The organism is Rhizobacter sp. P1_G5, assembly GCF_056405435.1.
In genome coordinates, this window is the sequence record NZ_JBFUCB010000621.1 from 1 (window position 1) to 3,492 (window position 3,492).

A 3,492-nucleotide genomic window follows, 5' to 3' on the forward strand; every position below is an offset into this window, starting at 1 on the left:
GTGGTCGAGCGCGTACTCGGCCGGCGTGCGCACGTCGATCAGCACGCTGAACGACGGCAGGTCCTCGACCGTGGTGGGCTTGTGGCTCAACGGCGTGCCCCCCGGCATTTTTTGATCGACACTTCGATGATGATGACCGAACCCATCCGACTCACGTCCTTCTCTCACGGCGGTGGCTGCGGCTGCAAGATCGCACCCGGCGTGCTGGCCGACATCCTCGCCCGCGCGCCGCAGGGCCTGGTGCCGCCCGAGCTGATGGTGGGCACCGAGACCGCCGACGATGCGGCGGTGTACCGGCTGAACGACCAGCAGGCCTTGGTGGCCACCACCGACTTCTTCACGCCGATTGTCGACGACCCGCGCGACTTCGGCCGCATCGCGGCGACGAACGCGATCTCCGACATCTACGCGATGGGCGGCACGCCGATCATGGCGCTGGCGCTGGTCGGCATGCCGCTGGACAAGCTGCCGCCGGCCGTCATCGGCGCGATCCTTGAGGGCGGCGCGAGCATCTGCCGCGAAGCCGGCATCCCGATCGCCGGCGGCCATTCGATCGACGTGCTGGAGCCGATCTACGGGCTGGTCGCGCTCGGCCTGGTGCACCCCGACCGGGTGCGCCGCAACGCCGACGCGCGCGACGGCGACGTGCTGGTGCTGGGCAAGCCGCTCGGCGTCGGCATCCTGTCGGCCGCGCTGAAGAAGGGTGTGCTGGATGCGGCGGGGTATGCGGAGATGCTGCGCCACACGACGCAGCTGAACCGCGTCGGCAGCGAACTGGGCGCGCTCGACGGCGTGCACGCGATGACCGATGTGACCGGCTTCGGGCTGGCCGGCCACCTGCTGGAGGTGTGCCGCGGCTCGGGCCTGGCGGCAGAGCTCGATTTCGCTGAGGTGCCGTTGATCGAATCGGCCGCCGCACATGCGCGCAGCGGCATCGCGACCGGCGCGTCGGCTCGCAACTGGGCGGGCTACGGGGCCGATGTGACGCTCGCGCCCGGGCTGCAGCCGTGGCAGCAGGCGCTGCTCACCGATCCGCAGACCAGTGGCGGCCTGCTCGTGAGCTGCGCGCCGGAGGCGGTCGACAAGGTGCTCGCGAGTTTCCACGCCGCGGGGTTCGGCCAGGCCGCCGTCATCGGCCGCATGCGGGCCGGTGCACCTCGGTTGACGATCCGGGCGACAGCGGCCTGAAGCACGCCGTCACGCGAGCGAATCGAACTTCTTCGCGAGGAAATCTACCAGCGCCCTCACCCGCCCCGGCACGAAGCGCCCGCTCGGCAGCAGCGCATGCAGCGGATAGGGCTCGGTCTCCCAGTCGGGCAGCAAGGGCAGCAGCGCGCCGCTCAGCAGGTCGTTGCGGACGTCGATCTGCGATTTCAGCAGCACGCCCGCGCCGGCCAGCGCCCATTCGCGGGCCAGCGACGCATCGTCGACCGTGCGGTCGCCGCGCACCCGCACGTCGACCCACTGGCCCTCCCGCCCGAAGCGCCAGCTGCGGAAGTTGCGCCCGCCGCGGTCGAAGGTCAGGCAGTTGTGCTGCAGCAGGTCCTGCGGCACCTGCGGCGCGGGATGCCGGCGCAGGTAGTCGGGCGACGCGCACAGCACCGGCCGCGACGGCACCAGCAGCCGCGCGACGAGGCCAGAGTCGGCCGGGGTGCCGTAGCGCAACGCGACATCCACATCGTCGCGCACGACATCCTTCGGCCGGTCGCCGACGCTGAGCACCAATTGCAGGCCCGGGTGCACGGCCATGAACTCGCTGAACCACGGCAGCAGGGTGGTGCGCGTCAGGTCGGACGGCGCCGCGACACGCAGGCTGCCGACCAGCGCGCCGCGCTCCTCGGTGACCTGCGATTCGCCCTCGGCCAGCAGCTCGAACGCCCGCGTCGCATAGCCGAGCAGCGTCTGCCCCTGCGCGGTCAGCCGCATCGCGCGCGTCGAGCGCTCGAACAGCCGCGTGCCGAGCTGCGTCTCCAGCCGCTTCAGCATCGCGCTGGCGGCCGCAGGCGTGATGCCGAGTGCCGCCGCGGCCGCCGTCAGCGAGCCGCCGCGCGCAGTCTGCACCAGCACTTCGAAGTCCGCGATATTGTCAACTTTCATTTGAAATTGATACTTCCAGCGCAGTCTTATCAATCAAGGATTGCGATTCTAGAGTTCGGGCCTCGCTGCCTCAACGACTCACTGGAAGATCCATGCCCCACTCGCAGATTCCCCTCACCGTCGCGTCCGCGTCGATCGCCCGCGACGCCGCCGCACGCCTGCTCGACGCCGCGCGCGCCGCCTGCCGCGACATCGGCATCGACGCCACGGTCGCGATCACCGATGCCGGCGGCCACCTGAAGGCACTGGACCGCAGCGATGGCGCCGCGTTCCTGACCGTCGACGTCGCGATCGACAAGGCCTGGACCGCCGCCTCGTTCGGCCTCGGCACCCACGTGTGGAACGGCATCGTCCAGGATCCGGTCGTCGCACCGCTCGCGCACCGGCCACGGCTGGTGGCGGTCGGCGGCGGCTGCACGATCGTCCACGACGGCCAGGCGGTCGGCGGCATCGGCATCTCGGGCGGCAACGCGCTGCAGGACCAGCAGGCGGCCGAAGCCGCGCTGCGCGCCGTGGGTTTCGAGGTCGCCGGGACACGCACCGCATGAAGCCCTGCCAACGCCTCCCCGGGATCCTGCTCGCGATGACGCTGTTCAACACCTCGCTCCCAGCCGTCGCGGCAGATGCCGCCGCCGACCCGGCCGATGCCACCGTCGACTTCTTCGCGAAGATCAGCGCGAAGGACCTCGCCGCCGTCGTGCGCTACCTGCCCGCCGAAGGCTTCACCGAAACCGTGCCGGAATCGAAGGCCCTGCTGCACCTCGACGCCAAGGCCTTCGAGGGCTTGTTCAAGTCGGGCCGGCAGATCGACCTGCGCACCGCCGACCTCACGCTGCAGCGCTTCGGCGACACCGCGCTCGTCACCGGCACGCGGCTGGGTGGCATCGGCACGGCAGATGCAGCGCCCTCGCCCGGCCGTCTCGCGTTCACGATGGTGTGGACCCGCGCGGCGTCCGGCTGGCAGCTGCGCCACCTGCACCTGTCGCCCCAGCCCTGAGGCGCGTCAGGCCAGCGGCGCGCAGGCGACCTGGAAATCGACGTGGTAGTGCTCGTCGTGCCGCACCCAGGCGCGGCCCTTCATGAACTCGACGTGCTCGCGCAACCACTCGCCGCGCGGCGTGGCCAGCAGCATCGGCAGGTACGGCGGATCGAAGATCACCAGCGCGAGCCCGGCCGCGTGGCGGCGCGCCGATTCGGCGAGCTGGAACAGGTGCTCTGCGATGGCGGCGAAGTCGATGCGCAGGTCATCGAAGCGCCCCGCCGCATCGAACTCGATCGAGTAGCCGAGCTTGTTCGTCACACCGGTGGGCAGCGGCACCGACACGCCGGCCGCGTCGCGCACCGGCACGAAGAAGTCGACCGACAGCCCGTTCTGGTGGCTGCGGTGCGGGCGGA

Annotated in this window: 4 protein-coding genes and 1 pseudogene; 3 read left to right on the forward strand and 2 right to left on the reverse strand. The window is 70.9% G+C overall.

From position 1 onward, the window contains the following. The first annotated feature begins 129 nt into the window (after positions 1 to 129). Positions 130 to 1,188 carry a selenide, water dikinase SelD gene (selD, locus tag AC1D12_RS28220; RefSeq protein WP_477844396.1) on the forward strand — a complete coding sequence of 353 codons (1,059 nt, stop codon included), beginning with the start codon at positions 130 to 132 and terminating at the stop codon, positions 1,186 to 1,188. A gap of 9 nt (positions 1,189 to 1,197) precedes the next feature. Here selD and AC1D12_RS28225 read toward each other — a convergent pair whose 3' ends face one another. Beyond that, positions 1,198 to 2,097, reverse strand: coding sequence for a LysR family transcriptional regulator (locus AC1D12_RS28225; RefSeq protein ID WP_477826549.1), 900 nt, complete (start codon positions 2,095 to 2,097; stop codon positions 1,198 to 1,200). 92 nt (positions 2,098 to 2,189) lie between these two features. Between AC1D12_RS28225 and AC1D12_RS28230 the strand changes: the two genes are divergently transcribed. Together AC1D12_RS28230 and AC1D12_RS28235 are read left to right on the forward strand one after the other, a co-directional pair. Beyond that, entirely contained in the window at positions 2,190 to 2,645 is a 456-nt protein-coding gene (locus AC1D12_RS28230) for a GlcG/HbpS family heme-binding protein (RefSeq protein ID WP_477844398.1), read from the forward strand. Continuing rightward, a complete protein-coding gene (locus AC1D12_RS28235) occupies positions 2,642 to 3,094 on the forward strand; it encodes a YybH family protein (protein WP_477844399.1) in 453 nt (150 codons plus the stop codon). The genes AC1D12_RS28230 and AC1D12_RS28235 overlap by 4 nt, the downstream gene beginning before the upstream one ends. 6 nt (positions 3,095 to 3,100) lie before the next feature. On the opposite strand, the pseudogene AC1D12_RS28240 reads toward AC1D12_RS28235, so the two are convergent. After that, positions 3,101 to 3,492, reverse strand: a pseudogene (locus tag AC1D12_RS28240) (penicillin-insensitive murein endopeptidase); the annotation flags it as partial.

Excerpts from the sequence above, each read along its gene's own strand:
- selD (WP_477844396.1), top strand. The coding sequence starts at position 130 with ATGATGACCGAACCCATCCGACTCACGTCCTTCTCTCACGGCGGTGGC.
- AC1D12_RS28225 (WP_477826549.1), bottom strand. The coding sequence starts at position 2,097 with ATGAAAGTTGACAATATCGCGGACTTCGAAGTGCTGGTGCAGACTGCG.
- AC1D12_RS28230 (WP_477844398.1), top strand. The coding sequence starts at position 2,190 with ATGCCCCACTCGCAGATTCCCCTCACCGTCGCGTCCGCGTCGATCGCC.
- AC1D12_RS28235 (WP_477844399.1), top strand. The coding sequence starts at position 2,642 with ATGAAGCCCTGCCAACGCCTCCCCGGGATCCTGCTCGCGATGACGCTG.